This window comes from Vibrio mytili (assembly GCF_049563345.1).
Classification (GTDB): Bacteria; Pseudomonadota; Gammaproteobacteria; order Enterobacterales; family Vibrionaceae; genus Vibrio; species Vibrio mytili.
Genome location: NZ_CP110481.1, coordinates 1,827,829 through 1,846,263, shown reverse-complemented (window position 1 = coordinate 1,846,263; position 18,435 = coordinate 1,827,829). Strand labels below are relative to the sequence as shown.

The following is an 18,435-nucleotide window of genomic DNA, read 5'->3' as shown; positions in this document are numbered from 1 at the left end:
GTTTTTTTGTTTCTTAGAATCAATAGATTACAATTAACGTCAACAAACAAAGCTAAGGAATGGAAACGAATGGCTGTATGGCTGGTAGTAAAAAAGTGGCTCAATTCGCACCTGTTTAAATTGAGCAATCGTAACTTGCTCATTATTAGCGCGTTGTACATCATCCTGTCTTGGGGGCTATTAACCCTAGCAGGAGAAAACGAGCTCACTGAGAACTTTTCCAGTTTTATCTACTACCTCATGGTAACGGCAAGCACGGTTGGGTATGGCGATCATTCACCTGTGACCGACTTGGGTAAATGGGTCGTGGTATTGTTTGTCATTCCGGGCGGGTTAAGTTTATTTGCGGCTTTGTTAGGGCGGGTAGCAGGAACAGCGATTGATTATTGGCGAGCGGGCATTTTAGGTAAACGGAGAATACGGGTGGAAAATCATATAGTTTTATTGGGCTGGAATGGCCAACGAACCATGAACTTGATAAGGATGCTGCAACATGAAGAAGCAGGTAAACGCCCAATTGTGCTTTGCAGCCGATCCGACATAGAAAACCCTTTACCTGGTGAGATTCATTTTGTGAGAGTAACCAGTTACACCGATGCACAAGAGATGAAAAACGCCAACATCACAGGTGCAAGCTGTATCATTGTCGATAACCTATCCGACGATATTACCTTGTCAGCTTCTCTCTATTGCGCCTCTGTCAACCCCAATGCCCATTTGCTCGCTTACTTTAAAGATGAAGCGTTAGGCCGCCTATTAAGTCAGCATTGTCCAAAAGCAGAATGTATACCCGCAGTGGGGGCCGAGATGCTAGCCAAAGCGGCAGTAGACCCTGGTTCGAGCGCGTTGCACCAAGAGTTATTGGCATCGACACGTGGTATGACTCAGTATTCGGTCGTCTATCCAAGTGATCAGCCAACCACTAAGGTTGAGCACATATTCGGCTTCATAAAAAAACATCATCAAGCCACTTTGATCGCGTTTGATTTTGGCAATGGTATTGAACTGAACCCGGACTTAAACGCAGTTGTCCCACCTAACACCAAACTGTTTTATATCGCGGACGAGCGAGTGGAAGACTTTGCTTGGGATGAACTCAATAAAGTGCAGGGTTAAGGCATTGGTGAGCGGTCTTAGGTTAGTTTTCTTGCCATAAACTCGAGATAAAGTACGATCAAAAAGCTCTCCGGTGTTGGAGAGCTTTGTTTTTTCAGCAACTGAATTATTCAGCTAAAGAGGATAGGGAAAGATTACTGCTCTTCAGCTAGCGTAATACCGCGCTGAGTCAAAACACACAGCATCATAGGCATCGCATTAAAGATTTCTTCAAACTGCTCAAGCCCTTCAATACCTTGTTCTGCCAGCGTCTCGATAGTGGTTTCTGGATCGTAGAGCATCGTAAGAGAAAGCAACACGCCACCCAGTAAAGCGCTGTCTTCGCTGTCTTCAGGCATCAAGGTTTCCCAATCATCACGTGCCAGTTGCCAGCCTTGTAGTACTCCCTCACTGAAATCACGAGTTGCCGTTGTCACGATATCTTGTTCATCTAACGCACAGCCGACCGGCCATTCCCAAGTACCTTCGATGAGGTCTGGTCGCGTTTGGTTCCACATCTTCACGATTTCATCAATATAAAGTTCTAATTGCTCACCATCGGTAAAAGGTGCTGTCTCTTCACCACCCCAAAGGAAAGGTAACCATTCTTGAGGCATTAAAACATTTGGCGCAGACGCCATTGCCGTTACAAAGCCTTGAGTTTTCGCTAAATTGAGTAGTTTTCCGTCAAGTTCTGGAAGAGAAAGAATGTCTTGTAGTTTCAAAATAGAATACCAATTGTTGATGGGTGGTTCGGCGCCCATCTTACGGGAATAATCAGCATTAGGGAATGATTCTCAAATCACAGTGTTACTTGTGCGCCTTTTTTATATAAAGCCATAAATCAGCATTCATTTACGCATCTCTATTGGTTTATAACGCAGACTCCCCTTATTCATTGCGGTGCTAGATAGTGACTGCATAACTATGCATTTTCTATTAATCCGAATTTTCGGATGTTACTAGCATAAACTTCTAATTGGTCATTTACATATCCAAATATTCTTCTGCTTTTCTGGTGTTGCTGATTTTGTAACTGTCTAAAAAGTAAGAAACTTCCGGCAATATCAACAAGTTTAGACGAATAAAAGGACGAATTCTGACTAATAGGTGAATTTCACTAGTTTTATTTTAAAAAGTAGTGGTTAATTTACACTCTCAATTTAAAAATGAAATATTAAACTATATAAAATATGTTCTAATAGCGATATTAACTGGTTATGTTCCATAGTCCAGTTGAACGTATTTAATTATTTATTAACCGTGGTGTTTGATGTTGGAGAGCAGTCAATGAAGTCTCGCGGACCGTTTTGTATTCGTAATGCCGCAGCGGATACGTTTGCTATGGTAGTGTTTTGTTTTGTTACTGGCATGATCATCGAGATCGTCGTCTCTGGAATGACCTTTGAGCAGTCTCTGGCGTCGCGAACGTTATCGATCCCCGTGAATATTGCTATCGCCTTTCCTTACGGCCTGTTCCGCGACTGGGTCCTGCGTCAAGGTAATAAAGTTTCATCTTCTTCGTTTATGAAGAATGTCTCTGACTTATTGGCTTACGTGCTTTTCCAATCACCCGTTTACGCAGGCATTTTGCTGGCCGTCGGCGCATCAACTGACCAAATCATCACTGCGGTTGCGAGTAACGCAGTCGTATCGTGTGGGATGGGCGTCTTATATGGTTACTTCCTAGACATGTGTCGCCGTTGGTTCCGTGTTCCGGGTTATTACCAAGGGGCATAATTGACCCTGTTTTGTTCAATTTAGTTACTTAGTGAGCAAACAACAGAAAAACAGGGCTTTTTTTTATGTTTAGCCTTGACCACAGGGCGCATAATCATTAAATTAGCGCCTCGTTAGCCAATGATGCTAACCACAATTTGATTCGGTGAGTTGTCCGAGTGGCTGAAGGAGCACGCCTGGAAAGTGTGTATACGGCAACGTATCGAGAGTTCGAATCTCTCACTCACCGCCACATTCTATAAACCCCTGACTCGTCAGGGGTTTTTCTTTATCTGGCATTAGGTAATAGAGCAGTGTAGGTCACACAAAAGGTCACACATGCTCAGTTCACAGCGATTAGCTAAACAAGATTCGCTTTACCTCCACAAGAACAGCAAATGGTGTTTGTTTCTTCCATTGGTCTATCCGTATTGACGGTAAGCGCCACCAGCCTAGCCTAAAGACTCGTAGCTATCATGAAGCTGTTAAATCAGCACTTGAGTTGTTAAAGCAGTCCAATATCTAACTAGAAGATGTCTACAAGTCGGTAGCTATTTAAAACTCATTTGTCTTTATGTTGCTGTCGAGGTTTTATAGTAGTATCGATAGTATCCAACCAAGTTACTTGAAATAAACAGCACCTCCATCAAAACGGCCGTCGGTGAACCCACAACATAATTGTGTATCAACCATAAAGTAGTGCCAACAATCATTAACTCTCTTAAACGGCGATCGTCCTTATTAAACGCCGCAGCCGTTTGAAAAAGAGAAGCAAAACAACTGAGAATACTGACTAATCCGGCATAGGTAACGACGGTCGAAAGCACCGAAGCTGAATAGAATAGATACTTAAGCTTTGATGATGTAGAAAATACGCTGGTTAAATATCGAATGGTAGCGATAATCATCAAACTTGCAGCTGTCCATTTTTCTAGCAAAATAAAATGACTGGAAATCAGCGTTCCTGCACAGAAAAGAGAAGCAACAATTTTTCGCCTATCTTTGAACTGAAAAGACATCAGGTCAAACCCAATGGCTATAGCAACAAGAACCTGGGATAAAACAAATGGTGTCATGAAAACCTCTTTTTATACCGCAGTGTTAAGTGGTTAATAACACGACGATTAAACCTATGCCATTGTTTTTTTTGGAATTTCTGCATATTTCATGTCAAACGACCCTAGTGATAGTAAAAAATATGGAATCATCCTTTGCTGCCATAGGCACCGTGCCGCTACGGTTATATTAGTTAGCTAGACTGGAAAACCGTTTACTCTTGATTGCTCAGCTCAGGGCCAATGCCCGATGTGTCACCTAGTACGACATAAATTGTTTTTTCTGTTTTCATCATCTGTTTTCCTAATCTTGTTGCAATGGGGTCAGTATATTGATTGGGAAAGATTTGATAATTAAGGAATAATTGAATTAACCATTCAGGTTAGTCGAATAATTAAATTTGAGAAGAGTGTAGGAAAGTCTTCGGATATCACGCTATTTATTAGCATTGCGAAGAGTTCAGGGCAGGTTGCTGCTGTTAGATAGTTATATTTAGTACCAACGCTGCGAACGGCAAGGTTGTCGTCGCTTGAAAGATCGTTATCGGTTAAAGCTGCTCAATCGCAATACGATGCTCATTTCGTTGTCGAACCGGGCACGCTGAAATGACCTTGGACAAAGCCTTGTCAACGAATTTTCTGAATTATCGTTCACAGCCCTAATCATAACAGGGTGTTATCATCTAAATAAATAATGATAATTTTATTCACTTTCTCCATGCCCATATACTCCTTCCTATCAAAACAAAGCTGAAACGTTAAAGGTATTGGGAGCAAATTATGAAAATGAACCACGTAGGTATCATGGTTGGTGATATGGACAAAGCGGTTGAGTTCTATACTAAAGCGTTAGGTCTGCGTGTTGTAATGAATAACACCAAAGTGATTGAAGAACGAGAGTCAGCGATTGGACGTATGTGCATTGCCGTATTTGGGGAAGGTTTTAAAGGCTTTAACATCGCTCATCTGGTAACAACAGATGGTATCGGTGTTGAACTGTTTGAGATGAAAGGGCGTCAAGAACGTCATGAAGTAAACTTCTCTCGCCTGGGTATCTTCCACTTCTGCTTACAGCTACCCAAAGAGCAGTTTGATGCAGCAATCAAGCGTGTTGAAGAGTATGGCGGTAAAGTTCGTATGGACATCATGCGTTATCATCCAGAAGACGAGCTAAAAAAAGCACAAATGGTATATCTAGAAGACCCGTTTGGTAACCTGTTTGAGTTCTACTCACATTCTTACGAAGACACTTACGCTTCAGACTATGAATAAGTAAATACATAAAGCAAAAGGTTGGCTCTGAGGCCAACCTTTTTGTATTAGCTCCTAGATCAGATATAAGACCCAAAAGCCAATATCTTCTGAATAGTGGTTCTTAGCTTATATCAACCTGCATCAAAAGAGTTTTCGATAACTTTAATGATTTGCTCATAACGCTTAGCAAGTGGTGAATTCAGTTTACTAACCAAGTACACAGGCTCTTGTATCTCTGCGGTAATATTGAATATTTTTAGCTGTTCTTTGTCCGCGAACAAGTTGACGCACCATCGAGGAACGACCGTAAAACCGATCCCCTTAGCGATAGGAACCAATATTTGATGCACTTGATTAATGTAGCTTTGTGTCGAAACCTCCTCCAAATCGACCAAACGAAGCAAATCATTGTTCGCTTGATTAACATAAGTTTGGAAATAATGAGCTAAATCAGGATGACGCACGACACCCAACGCCATTAACAATTCATTTATAGGCAAACTTTCGTCAGCGGAAAGCGGTAGTACAAGCGCCAGACACTCAGCTCCAATAGTACAGCTAGCAAAATATTTAGGATTGGGTTCTTTTGTTACTAAACCAATATCCAATTTTCCCTGCAGTATCTGCTCAAATATACGTTGGTTTGGTGTTGCTTCTAACTCAATAGATAAGCCTGGATAACTCGCTTGCAACGAAAGTAATTCTGAATATATTAACCAAGCGAAAGTCCCCGAACAGCCAATAGTACAGCGACCTCGGAAAGGCTCGTCGTGGGCCAAGTTCTGTAATAACTCAAACTCTTCTTCAAAGTGTTTGACAGCATAGTCGTAAACTTTCTGCCCATAGATTGTTAACTCAAACTTCTTGTTAAACCTCTTTATCAGAGGATAACCGCAAGCTGCTTCTAGTTTATTTATGTGCTGGCTTACCCCTGGTTGCGTCATATGGAGTAATTCGGCCGTCTTAGTAAAGTGTCCGACATCGATCAATGTTTTAAAAGTGTTGAGCCACATAGGATTGAGCATAATTAGAAACCAAAAATTATTAATAAATACATTTTCGATAATCGTAAATTATACTGAAAGCCGACCTTTTTGTCGCTATCGTTCAGAGATAACGACTGGTTCATGACGACCTTCAATCAGCTTACGTTGGACTGCTCTGGTCTCCAATGATGAGCTCTGGAAATATCAACCTTAATTATGGCTAGTCATCGTTGTTTAAAATACTCTCACTTTTACTCCCGAATCACCTTTTTCAAACGTGCAAATGTTTTCATTGATTCATTCGCGGGGATGGTTTGATAATCAGGGTTGTTCGCTTTCAACCAATATTGGCCTAGATCATCCTTTTGAACCACGCGTAAAAGATATTGATCATCGCCGGATTCATCTTGTATTTCGATAGCCATCGTAAGACCAGTAATGGAACCTGCCGATGTTGGCGTGACAAATTCGAGTAGCAGTAAATCACCGTCATAAATTGGCGATTTTCCTCCGTTCATGGAGTTGCCAGAAGCTCTCGCCAAAAAGTGCGTTTCAACGCTAACGTTGTGCATATCGATTGGTATGAACTCAACATCATCACTTGAGCCAGTCTTAAAGTGACCACAGGCAATTTTTAGGTTGGGATAATAGGGCAGTAGAGTCTCATCATTGACGGCTTTCTGTATTGGTAGAGGCGTGGTGTTCTTTTGCTCCCTGTCTGTATATCTTGCGAGCTGTAAATCAACCAGCTCTTTCACGAAATCGTGAAAGCATGGAATCAGGGCTGGCTCAACCGTAAAGCTCGCTTCTAGCTTGCCATCTGTATTGTTAAACCACGCATTCTCTTGCTTGGTATTACCACCGACAAAAGCATTAATTGGGTTGTTTAGCCAATATTTAAGCCAAGCGGAAGAGTCTGCTGCTAAACGTTGATTCTGTTCTGAAAGATCAGCAGTTTTGAGCTGAGGGTACCGTGATAGCACATGCCAACTTTTAGCTGATAATGCTTCAACTGTCGGTGGATGATTAAAACCATCAAGCTCTAAGTAGGCTTCTAGAAGGATGGCTTTGAAGCATTTGGTCATGCTCATTTTCTGGATAGCATTCAAAAAGAACGTTTTGTGCTCGTCGGCGAGTTGTTGTAAGTCTGCGTCGTTGCTCATTGTCGCAACCAGCTCTAACCAGCTACCGTGTTGTTTATTGACTTTGTTAAAGTCGTGTCCTGCTCGGTAAAATTCTACGGCTCTTGGTCGGTGTCCTAAGTGATTGGTAAGGTTTTCAAACTCCTCTTTGGCAGAGTAACGCAGTTGCTTACTGAGCTCTTGCCAAAAGCTGACGATTTGAGGATCGATGTTGATAAAACAACCTTCGCCCAACTCAGGACTCGCGACCAGAGTGCCATCATGTTTGGATAAAACGGCTGTTGATTTAATACCAAGCACTTCCTGCTTATTTAGAAATGAACGGTGATTTCCGATGAAATCCAATACGATCAAATGGGTTTTGTTTGTATGTTGTCGAAGACCGCGGCCCAACTGCTGGATAAAGATTATGTTGGACTCGGTTGGGCGCAGCATCAGTACAGTATCAATAGATGGTAAATCCGTGCCTTCGTTAAACAGATCAACCGAGAAAAGGACTTGAACTTCACCTTTGTCTAGCATGGTCAACGCTTCGTTGCGACGAACTGAGGACTCACTATGAACAGACAGTGCTTTTAAGCCTAGTGCTGCGTATGCGGTATTGAACTGTTGCGCCATAAAGTCGGCATGCTTTTTAGACACGCAAAATGCCAAAGTGCGAGATTGTTGATTGGCTTCCCAGTGCTTAAATATATGCTTCGCTCTTCGAGTCGTCGCAAACTGGGCATCAAGAGCCGCTGGATCGAACTTACCATTTCTCCAAGGAATTTCTTGGTAGTCAACCGAGTCATCCCAAATGCCATAGTAGTGGAATGGCACTAGAATCTCACTGTCAATGCCATGCACTAAGTTACGCTCAAAAACTAAATTATCGTGGCACAGTGATAGAATGTTGGCTTGATCGGTTCGTTCTGGTGTTGCGGTTAACCCTAATAAAAACGCCGGCTCAAAGTAATTGAGGATATTGAGATACGTTTTTGCGCTGGCATGGTGAAATTCATCCACCACAATGTAGTCGAAGTAATCCGCTGCAAAATGCTTGAGGTTTTCTTCTTTGCCCAAGCTTTGTACCGAGGCAAATAACATCTCTTTTTGCTTGTCTTTGGTCTTACCGTGATAGTAACCAGCTGACTTTTCCGGCCATAATTTGGCAAAGGTATTGAATGCTTGGGTTAAGATCTCTTCTCGATGAGCAACAAAAAGAACGCGTTTTGCTTGGAGTTGCTTGGCATCAAACGCAGACAACCATGTTTTCCCCATGCCAGTCCCCATGACAACCAATCCACGGACGTTTCCTTTGTCGCGGGTATCATTGAGCGCTTCTAGAGCTTCCTGCTGTGCAGAGTTTGGTGTATACGCCTCATCATCGAGCAAGGTGGAATCACCAACAACAGAGAGCTTTGGTGGATTTCTCCGTTTGATATAGGCATCGATCCACTCATCTGTGAGTGGTGTAGCAGAGGGATGAGAAAATAACTTGTTGAACTGCTCACGAATATTGTGGAACTGCTTTGCTTGTTCTGAGTCGTCAGGTTGCTGATAGTCGAATCGAAGGCACCATTCGTGTGCGTCAGTCAGTGCCGTTTTACTTATGTTATTCGAGCCAACAAAGGCTGTGCCATTGAAGAAGGACTGGTCTTCATCGGTGCGTACAAAGATGTAGGATTTTAAGTGAAAACTACGACTTTGTGTTTCAAAGATCTTCACTTCGACGTCATCACCGTCTAGTTCCAGCAATGAACGCAGAGCAATTGGGTGAGTGATGTGAAGATAATCAGAGGTTAAAATTCTCAGTTTAAGTTGGCGATTGTGGCTAACCTTACGTTCGATCGCCTCATGAATGCTAGGTAGGAGTAAATCGAGCCCTGATGGTTGAATAAACGAAACTGCAATCTCAATCTCTGTCGCATGATTGATAGCATGGATGAGCTGAGGTAAAAGTGGGTCATCATCGCCCGTCGTCAGCAGGTTGTCTCGAATGGTTAACGATTGAGTCGGCATTTGTGTTCTTCCCTTACGCTCTTACCAAGATTGCATTTAACCATTGCTCGGTTTCTCGCCCAGGCCTTGCATCTGAACTCATCCAAGTTTCTACAACTTTGAGGTGGGTCGATGAAAGTGCGTCGCGAAGGGTTTGCTCATTCATGTCAGTAAAGAAACGACCGTTGCGTATTTGCTCTGTACTGCCATATTTAAATGAGCAGTAGAAAACCCCCTTGGGCTTGAGTAACTCACCCAGACGCGAGAACGTTCGCGGAAGCTCTTTATTAGGAACATGAAGAAGTGAGGCGCATGCCCAAATAGCATCAAAGCTGTCTGGCTTTGCTTCAAAAGACTCAAACGTTGCGTGTGTGACGTGTTGACTTAAATACTCAGTCGCCAATTCAACAAGTGATTCGTTCGCATCAAATGCCACCACTTTGTAGCCTAAGTTTAGAAAGTTCTTACTATCTCGACCAGACCCGCATCCAGCATCCAATATTTTTCCGTGATTTTCGATTCGAGGAAGAAAACGGTCGTACAGTTTTTGAACATCAACGTTTACGGTTGTATCAAAAAAGCTTTGTGCGTTTTCATTATAATATCGGTTGGTAATGCTCATGATGCGGTTCTTTTAAGTCGAAAGGTCTAGTTTGCATCATCTTTTATTTGGCGTCTAGGAAGGAGCTAACTTGCTCTAGTACAAGATTCTCAAAATGAACAATACCTTACCGAGCGTTAGCTTACTTTCTTCTAAACAACATCATCCCCTTCCAACACACATCAACTTCTTATGAATTTGTGTTGTAGACATGTCTAGCTTTAAACGGTCTGAAGGAAGGTAAAGTCTAATAAAATTAATGGATTAAACCTGTCTATATAAGTTGAGCCTGCTGCTCGATTGTGACAATACTGCAAACAAACCGACACATAATCTTCATCTTTACCCTGCAAAGTACCTTCTAACCAAACAAGACATGGCGAGCATAGAGGAGAGTTGCTTTTCGATTCCTTACGACATGTCTAGACATGTGTTCATTCGAGGGTTCGTGATGCCAGTTTACTTAGATATTGCTTCGGAATTAGAGCAAGAAGTTCGAGAACGCTACCTGCCTGGTGATTACTTACCGCCAGAGGGAAAGTTAGCGGAACGATTTGATGTTAACCGACATACCTTGCGCCGTGCCATTGATGAGTTGGTGAGTGGCGGCATGGTCCAGCGCCATCAAGGCAAAGGCAATATGGTGGTGCGTCAGCCGAGTGAGTATCACGTCCATTCTGGTGCTCACTTCACCAAAAACCTTTTGGAGCAAGGCGCACAGCCTCGTTGCGAAGTGATTCAACGTCGCTTGTTCGTTGCGCCGGCAGAAATCGCTACCCATGTTGGCGTGGAAGAGGGCGAAAAAGTCATTCACATCCGCACATTAAGAAAAACCGAAGAGTGTCCACAGACGATTATCGACCACTATTTCCCAAATACGGGCTGGTGGAACATTTTAAAGAATTTTCAAAATGGCTCTCTGCATGGGTTTATCAAGCGAGGGTTAGATATCGAACTTGAGCGCAAAGAAACCAAAGTCGGCGCGAAGACACCCACGAGCGAGCAGTGCCGATTGCTGCACATCACGAACAACACCCCAATTCTAAGAGTTAGAACCAAGAACGTTATCAAAGGGACCAATATTGTGGCCGAGTTTTCCTGCTCCAATAGTCGTTCCGATGTCATTGAAATAGTAATGGAGCATTAAATGAGTGCTGTGACCGAAAGATCAAGCTGGATGTCGATATTGGCACAAAGCCAGCAGAGTGAATTAGAGCGCCTTTGGAGCGAAACCAAAATCGAGCAGAGTTATCAATTCGTTCGCCAACCGGAGATTGGTTTGGCTCAAGTGCGTGCACGTATGGGCGGCACAGGACGCGAATTTAATATGGGCGACGCAACCATCACGCGCGCGGTGATCAAACTAGACAGCGGAGAGATGGGGTTTAGCTACTTACGCGGTAGAAACAAGGCCCAAGCTGAATTATCGGCGGTGATTGACGCCTTACTGCAAACTCAAGTGCATCATGAGTTGTTGATGCGCAAGGTCATTGAGCCTTTAGCTGCGCTTAAGCAAGAGCAGCAACATCAACGCGCCAAAGAAATCGCGACCAGTAAGGTGGACTTTTTCACTATGGTTCGTGGGGAAGATTAGGTTCGAAGAGGATTAGAACACCATGACTACTATTACCACTGCATTTCAAGACGCTGTTCATGACAGTCAACACTGTTTTAGGCGATTACTTAAGGCGATGTCAGAACCCGGCCATATGGTCACATTACAAAGAAGTGAAGGCTTTGGGTCATTGCACAAAGCGACTACTCAGATTCTGCTCAGCATGAGCGACAATGCGACGCCGATTTGGCTTTCTCATACGCATCAACATGATGAGGTGATCCACGACAATATTCGTTTTCACTGCGGTAGTGCGATTGCAGCAAATCAAAATGACGCGAGTTTTGCTGTCATTGCGAAGCAGGATCTCGCCACGTTCGATTGGGAAGCGGCTGCATTTAACCTCGGCACAGACGAGTACCCAGACCAGTCGGCCACCGTCATTGTTGAGCTAAGCGAGCTAAATGATGGAGAGCTAAGTGTCAGCAAGGTACGCGGCGGCGAACTGGGCAATGAAGGATTACGTGACGTTGTCTCGTCACAGAAATCAAATGACACCGTTACATTAACGCTCTCTGGCCCGGGGATTAAAACGCAATCGACGCTGACCTTGGGTCAACTGCCCGTCGGTTTTCAAGCATTTTTACAAACAAGGCAAGAGCAAGTGGCGTTCCCGAAAGGCCTTGATTTGATTTTAGTGAGCGATGACAAAATCGCTTGTCTACCACGCACAACTCATATCGAGGTGAATTCATGTACGTCGCAGTAAAAGGTGGTGAAAAAGCCATTCATAACGCGCATCAGTTGCAAGCGAAAAAGCGTCGTGGCGATACCACACTCGCTGAGCTCACGGTTGCGCAAATCAGCGAACAGTTAGCGGGTAGTGTTGACCGAGTGATGACTGAGGGCGGTATTTACGATCGCGAGTTAGCGGCATTAGCGGTGAAACAAGCCAATGGCGATTTGGTTGAAGCGATATTCTTGCTGCGCGCTTATCGGACGACATTGCCTCGTTTGTCCGTGTCTGAGCCGGTGAATACCAGCGAGATGAGAATTGAACGACGTATTTCTGCAACCTACAAAGATCTGCCGGGTGGGCAAGTGTTGGGTCCTACGTATGACTATACCCATCGATTGCTGGATTTTAGTTTGCTTGCCGAAGGTGAAACGCCGCAAGTGGAAACCACTGAAACGGCAGAGATGGAAGCGTGTCCGCAAGTCATGGGTATCTTAGAGAGGTTGGATCTCGCCCAAGTCGAAGCGGATGATCAAAAAGTGCCAGAGGACATCACCATGAACCCGGTGAATTATCCCTGTGACCGCAGTGCCCGCCTGCAAAACTTAGTGCGCGGAGATGAAGGGTTTCTGCTTGCTTTGGGTTACTCAACACAGCGTGGCTATGGTCGCAATCACCCATTTGCGGGTGAAATTCGCATTGGCTTCTGTGATTTGAGCATTGTTCCGGAGGAGCTCGGTTTCTCAATTGATATTGGCGACATTGAATTGACCGAATGTCAGATGGTGAACGGATTTGTTGGTAGCAAAACGGAAAAAGCCAAACTGACGCGCGGCTATGGATTGACGTTTGGTTCCACCGAGCGCAAGGCGATGTCGATGGCGTTGGTTGACCGATCACTGCAAGTAGCAGAATACGATGAGGCGATTGATGGCCCGGCCCAAGACGAAGAGTTTGTGTTGTCGCATTCCGACAACGTCGAGGCTGCGGGTTTTGTTTCTCATTTGAAACTGCCTCACTACGTTGACTTCCAAGCAGAGCTAGAACTGCTCCGCAAGATGCAAAAAGAATACGAAGAACTTGTTCAATCGCAAGGTGAACAACATCAGGAGAGCCAGTTATGAGTCAAACACAAACCATGCCTCATGCTCAAGGGGTGAGTGGCTATAACTACGGCTACTTGGATGAGCAAACCAAGCGAATGATTCGCCGAGCACTGTTAAAAGCCGTGGCGATTCCAGGTTATCAGGTTCCATTTGGTGGCCGTGAAATGCCAATGCCGTACGGCTGGGGCACTGGTGGAGTACAGATCACCGCCGCGATCATCGGTGAAACCGACACGCTCAAAGTGATTGACCAAGGTGCGGATGACACCACCAATGCGGTGTCGATTCGAGAGTTCTTTAAGTCGGTTGCGAATGCGACAACGACTGAGAAAACCGTTGAAGCATCGATTATTCAGACGCGTCACCGTATCCCTGAGAATACGCTAGAGAAAGATCAAATCTTGGTGTATCAGGTGCCAATTCCGGAACCGCTGCGCTTTATCGAACCTCGTGAGTCTGAAACACGCAAAATGCATGCACTAGAAGAGTACGGGATCATGCACGTCAAATTATATGAAGATATCGCGCGCTACGGTCATATTGCGACGGCGTACGCTTACCCTGTGCGTGTAAATAATCGCTACATCATGGACCCTTCTCCAATTCCAAAATTCGACAACCCGAAAATGGACAATATGGCGGCACTACAACTGTTTGGGGCGGGGCGAGAAAAACGCATTTATGCCGTACCGCCGTACACTCGCGTTGAGAGCTTGGACTTTGAAGATCACCCGTTCGAGATTCAAAAGTGGGATGAGCCGTGTTCGATTTGTGGTTCGACCGACACCTTCCTCGATGAGGTCGTGATGGACGATGAAGGAAACCGTATGTTCGTCTGCTCTGATACTGATTACTGCGCTGAACAAGTGGCGAAAATGGAGGCAAACGCATGAGTACCATTCCGTCAGATAATTACATTGCGTTAGACAATCAACAATTTTTAGACGGCAGTGAAGAACAACCACTGCTCTCCGTGCGAGGATTAACCAAACTGTATGCGCCGGGCAAGGGGTTTTGCAATGTGTCGTTTGATCTTTTCCCTGGTGAGGTGCTGGGTATTGTCGGTGAATCTGGCTCAGGTAAGAGCACGTTACTTAAGTCGTTGTCTGGTCGACAAACACCGGATAGCGGTGAAGTGTTGTATGTGCGGGGGCGTGGCCAAGACCAAATCACTCAATTAGAAGACTTATACCAGATGGCGGAAAGCCAGCGTCGTCAGCTACTTCGCACAGAGTGGGGTGTTGTGCACCAACACCCGATGGACGGATTACGAGCTCGGGTTTCTGCAGGGGGCAACATCGGCGAACGTTTAATGGCGGTAGGTGAGCGAAACTACGCCGCTATTCGCGAAAAATCAACCGAGTGGCTGACGGATGTGGAAATTCCGCAAGACCGTATTGACGACATGCCCACCACTTTTTCCGGCGGTATGCAACAGCGTCTCCAGATTGCTCGTAATCTAGTTACGCATCCAAAACTGATTTTTATGGATGAGCCAACAGGTGGTTTGGACGTGTCGGTACAGGCGAAATTACTCGACCTATTACGCCGACTTGTCACCGAGCTAGAGCTTGCTGTCGTGATCGTAACACATGATTTGGCGGTCGCACGTTTGCTTGCACACCGACTGATGGTGATGCGCCGCAGTGAAGTGGTGGAAACGGGGCTAACGGATCAAGTACTTGATGATCCTCAGCATCCATATACCCAATTGCTGGTCTCTTCTGTTCTTCAGAACTGATGGCTCAATCTAGGAATTTTATCATGACATGTCATAACAACACTGACGTTTCCGAAACAAAAATTAACGTTTCAAACGTGAGCAAAACCTTTGTCCTGCATAACCAAAACGGCATTGAACTGGAGGTACTAAAGCAGGCAGATTTTACCGTCGCGAGCGGTGAGTGTGTGGTTTTAAATGGCCGTTCGGGGTCCGGTAAATCAACGTTACTGCGTGCACTGTATGCCAACTACACCGTCGATACAGGTGATATAGAAGTGGTGCACCAAGGCCGCTGGGTCAATATTGCTAAAGCGCAGCCTCGAGAAATCATCAACGTACGTAAACACACCATCGGTTGGGTAAGTCAGTTTCTGCGTGTGATTCCTCGCATTAGTGCGTTAGAAGTGGTGATGCAGCCGATGCTAGAAATGGGGGGCTGCCGCCGCGAAGCGGAACAAAAAGCGAAATCGCTACTGACTCGTCTGAATGTACCAGAACACTTGTGGGATCTTGCGCCTGCCACCTTTTCTGGTGGTGAGCAGCAACGCGTTAATATCGCGCGCGGCTTTATTGTGGATTACCCCATTTTGCTGTTGGATGAGCCTACCGCTTCGCTTGATGCAACCAACAGTGGCGTTGTGGTCAGCCTTATTCAAGAAGCCAAACAGCGAGGTGCCGCGATAGTGGGTATTTTCCACGATGAGGCAACTCGCGATCAGGTCGCTGACCGATTGTACGACGTGAAAAAGAAGACCGAGCAAGCGAGTGCTCAGTCCGATTCAATTTCAGCATGCGCATAACGGGAGAACGCAGCATGATTATCACCAATGTTAATTTGGTTCTAGACAACGAAGTGGTAAAAGGCTCATTAGAGTTACGTGATGGCAAAATCGTGAGCATGTCAGATTCGCAAAGTCAGGTCGCAGGGGCTTATGATGGTGAAGGTGATTACCTCATGCCCGGTTTTATTGAACTGCATACCGATAATCTGGAGCAGTACTTCACCCCACGACCAAAAGTGGATTGGCCACCGTTTTCAGCTATGAGCGCGCACGATACTCAGTTAATCGGCTCGGGCATTACGACGGTGTTGGATGCGGTTTCGCTGGGGGACTTTCGCGACGAGAAACGTCATACCAACCTTGATCTGTTTATTAACACCGTTACAGATAGCCAAAAGCGAAATCTCACCCGTGCTGAGCATTTATTGCATCTGCGTTGTGAAGTACCACATGAAAGTACGGTCAGTATTTTTGAGCGATATGTCAATCGACCAGAAGTGAAGCTGGTGTCTTTGATGGATCATGCCCCAGGTCAACGCCAGTTTGTCGATCTAGAAAAGTACCGTACTTACTATCAAGGCAAACATAACTTATCAGACAGTGAGATGGCCGCTTATGAGAAGAAGCAAGTCGAGTTGTCTCTGCGTTGGTCAACGCAAAATCGCAATGAGATCTGTCGCCAATGTCGGGAGCATGGCATTCCCACCGCTAGCCATGATGATGCGACTGCAGCTCACGTCGAAGAGTCGAAATCGCTTGGTATGGTTATCGCAGAGTTTCCTACCACGGTTGAAGCGGCGAGAAAGTCTCATGAAATCGGGCTTAAAGTATTGATGGGTGCGCCAAATGTGGTTCGTGGTGGTTCGCATTCAGGTAATGTCGCGGCACACGAGCTCGCTTCTCTCGGTGTGTTGGATATTCTCTCTTCTGACTATTACCCAATGAGTTTACTTGAGGGTATTTACACGCTCGCTTCGGATGAAAGAAACCGTCTCACGTTACCTCAGGCGGTTCAACTGGTCACTAAAAACCCAGCGGAAGCACTTAACTTGCAGGATCGAGGCACTATTGCAGAGGGCAAGCGAGCAGACCTTGTTTTGGCGAAGCAAGTCGATGGTCACCCTTTGGTGGCTCGTGTTTGGCGAGAAGGCAAAAAGGTGTTTTAGCCAATGATAAGCGATTCAACATTAGAAGCATCTTCGGATGCTTCTTTTTCATCGGTCCTTGATGGGCATCCTGAACCCAGCGCATGCAGCGACCTTAACCAATGCCACCATCGAATCAGTAACAATCGAATGGCGAAAATATATTATGTTATCGGTCCCTCCGGTGCGGGCAAAGATACCTTGCTAGATGCGATACGTTCGGCATATCCACAAGACATCATCGTGGCCCACCGTTACATCACGCGTCCTTTTGGAGCGGGTGGAGAAAACCACGTAGCGGTGAGTGAGTCGGAATACCTATCACGGCAACAAAAAGGCCTGTTCGCCATGAGTTGGCAAGCCCATGGTCTTTATTATGGGGTAGGGGTTGAAGTGAACACATGGCTAGACAAAGGATTTTCGGTATTACTCAATGGTTCACGGGCAGAGCTCGCACAAGCGCAGCGATGCTTTGGGGAGAGCCTTGTCCCTGTGCTAGTGAATGTCAGGCTTGAGGTATTGCGCGCTCGCTTGCAGCAGCGTGGGCGTGAATCTGCGCAAGAGATCGAACGCCGGTTAAGAAGAGCAGTCGAGTATTCGTTAAGTGGTGATCCGTCCTACCATCAAATTGATAACAGCGGAGACATAAACAGCAGTGTCGCGCAATTTAGCCAGATACGATGTCAGGTTGAAGGAGTCCAACCATGAAACTAGTTATGCTCGGCACAGGCAATAGCGCGATGGTGCCAGTTTGGGGCTGTGAGTGTGAGATCTGCGCAGCGGCTCGATTGGATAAGCGTCTTCGCCGTGAAAAAAGCTCTGCTTATGTGGAGCATAATGGGCGCAAACTATTGCTTGATGCGAATGCGCCTGATCTCCTTGCGCGGTTTCCTGCAGGTACCTTCGATAGAATTTTATTAACCCATTACCACATGGATCATGTGCACAGTTTATTCGATCTTCGATGGGGCAAGGGGGGACCCATCCCTGTCCATTCTCCTGAAGACGAACAAGGTTGTGATGATTTGTATAAATATCCGGGAGTGCTGGATTTTTCTTATCGCGCTCATGCGTTTGAGCCGTTCGAATGGCAAGGGATTACGATCACGCCTTTGCCTCTCAATCACTCCCGACCTTGCTTGGGCTATGCCTTTGAACTGGATGGTAAGTGTATCGCGTACCTCACCGACACCAATGGTCTCCCCGATCTAACCACACAATGGCTTGTACAACGTGATGTGAACTGGGTAGTGACGGACTGCAGTTTTCCACCCATTGACTGTGAGCAAGCAAGACAGAGTAAGAATCACAATGATATTCACCAAGTGGTCAAAATCGCCAAAGAATGCCAAGTCGCAAACATCGGCATGATGCATTTGGGACATGATGTGTTGCTGTGGGCGAAGCAGAATCCACACTGCTTTTCTTCAAGTTTTCAGCTTCTATATGATGGGCAAGAGATTGAGATTTAAGTGAGTCTCTATTTTCACTGACGTTTCAGATGGTCGGTTTCTATTTGTGTCTTTAAGCTTGAAACAAAACTGCCAAGCCAGTGT

The 18,435-nt window shown here is 45.4% G+C and carries 18 protein-coding genes, 1 tRNA gene and 1 pseudogene; 14 read left to right on the top strand and 6 right to left on the bottom strand.

What is annotated here, in order from left to right:
* Positions 1–69: 69 nt before the first annotated feature.
* Positions 70–1,116 (top strand): potassium channel family protein, encoded by a 1,047-nt coding sequence (locus tag ONE56_RS08485; RefSeq protein WP_423839665.1) that lies wholly within the window; start codon positions 70–72, stop codon positions 1,114–1,116.
* A 134-nt stretch (positions 1,117–1,250) separates the two neighbouring features.
* On the opposite strand, the gene ONE56_RS08480 is transcribed toward ONE56_RS08485, so the two are convergent.
* Positions 1,251–1,820: a YecA family protein gene (locus ONE56_RS08480; protein ID WP_331437403.1), complete on the bottom strand. Its 570-nt coding sequence runs from the start codon at positions 1,818–1,820 to the stop codon at positions 1,251–1,253.
* A 565-nt stretch (positions 1,821–2,385) separates the two neighbouring features.
* On the opposite strand from ONE56_RS08480, the gene ONE56_RS08475 reads away from it, so the two are divergent.
* A complete protein-coding gene (locus ONE56_RS08475; protein ID WP_041154830.1) occupies positions 2,386–2,835 on the top strand; it encodes an L-alanine exporter AlaE in 450 nt (149 codons plus the stop codon).
* 144 nt (positions 2,836–2,979) lie between these two features.
* Positions 2,980–3,067, top strand: a tRNA-Ser gene (locus ONE56_RS08470).
* A gap of 319 nt (positions 3,068–3,386) precedes the next feature.
* Here the strand turns inward: ONE56_RS08470 and ONE56_RS08465 are convergent.
* Both ONE56_RS08465 and ONE56_RS08460 read right to left on the bottom strand, forming a co-directional pair.
* Positions 3,387–3,890, bottom strand: a complete 504-nt coding sequence (locus ONE56_RS08465) for a YgjV family protein (protein WP_041155404.1) — start codon at positions 3,888–3,890, stop codon at positions 3,387–3,389.
* Positions 3,891–4,090: 200 nt separating this feature from the next.
* Positions 4,091–4,162, bottom strand: a pseudogene (locus ONE56_RS08460) (SDR family oxidoreductase); the annotation flags it as partial.
* Between the two features lie 487 nt (positions 4,163–4,649).
* Between ONE56_RS08460 and ONE56_RS08455 the strand changes: the two are divergent.
* Positions 4,650–5,141 carry a VOC family protein gene (locus ONE56_RS08455; protein ID WP_423839664.1) on the top strand — a complete coding sequence of 164 codons (492 nt, stop codon included), beginning with the start codon at positions 4,650–4,652 and terminating at the stop codon, positions 5,139–5,141.
* A gap of 113 nt (positions 5,142–5,254) precedes the next feature.
* On the opposite strand, the gene ONE56_RS08450 is transcribed toward ONE56_RS08455, so the two are convergent.
* The 3 genes from ONE56_RS08450 to ONE56_RS08440 form a co-directional block, all read right to left on the bottom strand.
* On the bottom strand, positions 5,255–6,148 hold the full coding sequence (locus tag ONE56_RS08450) for a LysR family transcriptional regulator (RefSeq protein WP_423839663.1): 894 nt from the start codon (positions 6,146–6,148) through the stop codon (positions 5,255–5,257).
* A 212-nt stretch (positions 6,149–6,360) separates the two neighbouring features.
* The gene (locus ONE56_RS08445; RefSeq protein ID WP_423839662.1) at positions 6,361–9,252 is read right to left on the bottom strand and encodes a DEAD/DEAH box helicase family protein; all 2,892 of its coding nucleotides are present in this window, start codon (positions 9,250–9,252) and stop codon (positions 6,361–6,363) included.
* A 13-nt stretch (positions 9,253–9,265) separates the two neighbouring features.
* On the bottom strand, positions 9,266–9,847 hold the full coding sequence (locus ONE56_RS08440; RefSeq protein WP_423840503.1) for a class I SAM-dependent methyltransferase: 582 nt from the start codon (positions 9,845–9,847) through the stop codon (positions 9,266–9,268).
* A 436-nt stretch (positions 9,848–10,283) separates the two neighbouring features.
* On the opposite strand from ONE56_RS08440, the gene phnF reads away from it, so the two are divergent.
* Genes phnF through phnP form a run of 10 tightly spaced genes read left to right on the top strand, consistent with a single transcriptional unit; the run spans position 10,284 to position 18,351 of the window.
* Positions 10,284–10,979, top strand: a complete 696-nt coding sequence (phnF, locus tag ONE56_RS08435) for a phosphonate metabolism transcriptional regulator PhnF (protein WP_041155409.1) — start codon at positions 10,284–10,286, stop codon at positions 10,977–10,979.
* Positions 10,980–11,426, top strand: a complete 447-nt coding sequence (gene phnG, locus ONE56_RS08430) for a phosphonate C-P lyase system protein PhnG (protein ID WP_423839661.1) — start codon at positions 10,980–10,982, stop codon at positions 11,424–11,426.
* Between the two features lie 22 nt (positions 11,427–11,448).
* Complete coding sequence (gene phnH, locus ONE56_RS08425) at positions 11,449–12,156, top strand: phosphonate C-P lyase system protein PhnH (protein WP_423839660.1); 708 nt, start codon at positions 11,449–11,451, stop codon at positions 12,154–12,156.
* Positions 12,141–13,247: a carbon-phosphorus lyase complex subunit PhnI gene (locus tag ONE56_RS08420; RefSeq protein ID WP_423839659.1), complete on the top strand. Its 1,107-nt coding sequence runs from the start codon at positions 12,141–12,143 to the stop codon at positions 13,245–13,247. Before phnH ends, ONE56_RS08420 begins: the two co-directional genes overlap by 16 nt.
* Positions 13,244–14,122: an alpha-D-ribose 1-methylphosphonate 5-phosphate C-P-lyase PhnJ gene (locus tag ONE56_RS08415; RefSeq protein ID WP_423839658.1), complete on the top strand. Its 879-nt coding sequence runs from the start codon at positions 13,244–13,246 to the stop codon at positions 14,120–14,122. Before ONE56_RS08420 ends, ONE56_RS08415 begins: the two co-directional genes overlap by 4 nt.
* On the top strand, positions 14,119–14,970 hold the full coding sequence (gene phnK / locus ONE56_RS08410) for a phosphonate C-P lyase system protein PhnK (protein ID WP_331439342.1): 852 nt from the start codon (positions 14,119–14,121) through the stop codon (positions 14,968–14,970). The genes ONE56_RS08415 and phnK overlap by 4 nt, the downstream gene beginning before the upstream one ends.
* Positions 14,971–14,993: 23 nt before the next feature.
* Positions 14,994–15,752 (top strand): phosphonate C-P lyase system protein PhnL, encoded by a 759-nt coding sequence (gene phnL, locus ONE56_RS08405; protein WP_041155414.1) that lies wholly within the window; start codon positions 14,994–14,996, stop codon positions 15,750–15,752.
* 14 nt (positions 15,753–15,766) lie between these two features.
* Entirely contained in the window at positions 15,767–16,900 is a 1,134-nt protein-coding gene (gene phnM / locus ONE56_RS08400) for an alpha-D-ribose 1-methylphosphonate 5-triphosphate diphosphatase (protein WP_423839657.1), read from the top strand.
* Positions 16,901–16,903: 3 nt separating this feature from the next.
* Positions 16,904–17,587, top strand: a complete 684-nt coding sequence (phnN, locus tag ONE56_RS08395; RefSeq protein ID WP_331439339.1) for a ribose 1,5-bisphosphokinase — start codon at positions 16,904–16,906, stop codon at positions 17,585–17,587.
* Positions 17,584–18,351 (top strand): phosphonate metabolism protein PhnP, encoded by a 768-nt coding sequence (gene phnP, locus ONE56_RS08390; protein ID WP_423839656.1) that lies wholly within the window; start codon positions 17,584–17,586, stop codon positions 18,349–18,351. The genes phnN and phnP overlap by 4 nt, the downstream gene beginning before the upstream one ends.
* Positions 18,352–18,435 lie beyond the last annotated feature (84 nt).

Coding starts and splice junctions, on each gene's coding strand:
- phnM (WP_423839657.1), top strand. CDS start 15,767: ATGATTATCACCAATGTTAATTTGGTTCTAGACAACGAAGTGGTAAAA.
- phnL (WP_041155414.1), top strand. CDS start 14,994: ATGACATGTCATAACAACACTGACGTTTCCGAAACAAAAATTAACGTT.
- phnF (WP_041155409.1), top strand. CDS start 10,284: ATGCCAGTTTACTTAGATATTGCTTCGGAATTAGAGCAAGAAGTTCGA.
- ONE56_RS08485 (WP_423839665.1), top strand. CDS start 70: ATGGCTGTATGGCTGGTAGTAAAAAAGTGGCTCAATTCGCACCTGTTT.
- phnG (WP_423839661.1), top strand. CDS start 10,980: ATGAGTGCTGTGACCGAAAGATCAAGCTGGATGTCGATATTGGCACAA.
- ONE56_RS08450 (WP_423839663.1), bottom strand. CDS start 6,148: ATGCTCAATCCTATGTGGCTCAACACTTTTAAAACATTGATCGATGTC.
- ONE56_RS08420 (WP_423839659.1), top strand. CDS start 12,141: ATGTACGTCGCAGTAAAAGGTGGTGAAAAAGCCATTCATAACGCGCAT.
- ONE56_RS08465 (WP_041155404.1), bottom strand. CDS start 3,890: ATGACACCATTTGTTTTATCCCAGGTTCTTGTTGCTATAGCCATTGGG.
- ONE56_RS08455 (WP_423839664.1), top strand. CDS start 4,650: ATGAAAATGAACCACGTAGGTATCATGGTTGGTGATATGGACAAAGCG.
- ONE56_RS08415 (WP_423839658.1), top strand. CDS start 13,244: ATGAGTCAAACACAAACCATGCCTCATGCTCAAGGGGTGAGTGGCTAT.
- phnN (WP_331439339.1), top strand. CDS start 16,904: ATGATAAGCGATTCAACATTAGAAGCATCTTCGGATGCTTCTTTTTCA.
- ONE56_RS08475 (WP_041154830.1), top strand. CDS start 2,386: ATGAAGTCTCGCGGACCGTTTTGTATTCGTAATGCCGCAGCGGATACG.
- phnK (WP_331439342.1), top strand. CDS start 14,119: ATGAGTACCATTCCGTCAGATAATTACATTGCGTTAGACAATCAACAA.
- ONE56_RS08445 (WP_423839662.1), bottom strand. CDS start 9,252: ATGCCGACTCAATCGTTAACCATTCGAGACAACCTGCTGACGACGGGC.
- phnP (WP_423839656.1), top strand. CDS start 17,584: ATGAAACTAGTTATGCTCGGCACAGGCAATAGCGCGATGGTGCCAGTT.
- phnH (WP_423839660.1), top strand. CDS start 11,449: ATGACTACTATTACCACTGCATTTCAAGACGCTGTTCATGACAGTCAA.